The sequence below is a fragment of the Oleiphilus sp. HI0125 genome, from assembly GCF_001635355.1.
On the sequence record NZ_LWGF01000363.1, the window covers coordinates 1 to 925 of the forward strand.

Consider the following 925-nt stretch of genomic DNA (forward strand, 5'->3'; position numbering starts at 1 on the left):
CTCACCCGCAGAAATAGACCTTTCGATAAGCTCTCGAGACTCAAGTAATATAGACTGCGCGTCAGTCTGACCAAGAGGGATAGCCTTACAAGCAACTGCGGCCTGGTTTTCTAACCAACTCCAGAGAAAGGCCACCTTAAGCTCATTAATAGACAAACCTAAACCTTTTGCAGCATACGCGTACGCAGCTAGGAAACTTGGTTTCGAAGGCATTACTATAGGCAAACTCGTAATAGCGTCTTGAGTGCGGATCAAACGCCGAAGACTTTGCCCAAGATTAAGCTCCTCGCTATACAGTTCACTTGTTTCACGACTAGCGAAAACGAGCTCATTCAAATCTTCAAATTCGCTCTGATCTTCGTTTTCCAAAGCGTGATATAACTTACTTAGCAAAGGAATATCGAGCTGACAAAGACCGAGTCGAATATAATCAAAACACCAAGCGCGCAAGCTTTCACGATCGCTCACTCGCTCCGTCTCAATGACTTTCTCAAGCCCCTGAGAATAGGCAAACGACCCTATGGGCAGAGTCGGGCTAGCCAAATACAGTAAGCCGATCATTTTAATATTACTCTCTTAATGATGGTGATGATGGCCACCGGCGTAGGCGCCTGACTCAGGGTCAAACCCAGCTTCTACAGTCTTCGTAGATAGCCCTAGCTGCTGCATCATTTCTTCTAATATGTAATCAGGCCGCATACGCAGGCTTAATTTATCGATTTGAATAGGCACATGTCGATTGCCCAAGTGATAACAGCATTTGCTGAAAACCAACCAATCGTCACATGATCCTTCGATCAAGTTCTCTTTGGCAGATTGAACAAGAACGAGTTCACCATCTTTAGTCTCGAGAATATCGCCATTTCTCAGGACTTTGCCCCGCTCTAAAAATAGGCCGATATCCTGCCCAGCGGTTGTTACCGCT

At 45.7% G+C, this 925-nt stretch carries 2 protein-coding genes; both read right to left on the minus strand.

Features of this window, described 5'->3' with window-relative positions:
* The coding region (locus A3762_RS05095; RefSeq protein ID WP_068754400.1) for an urease accessory protein UreF at positions 1-561 on the minus strand (561 nt) is incomplete at its 3' end.
* Positions 562-576: 15 nt separating this feature from the next.
* The coding region (locus A3762_RS05100; protein WP_068754402.1) for an urease accessory protein UreE at positions 577-925 on the minus strand (349 nt) is incomplete at its 5' end.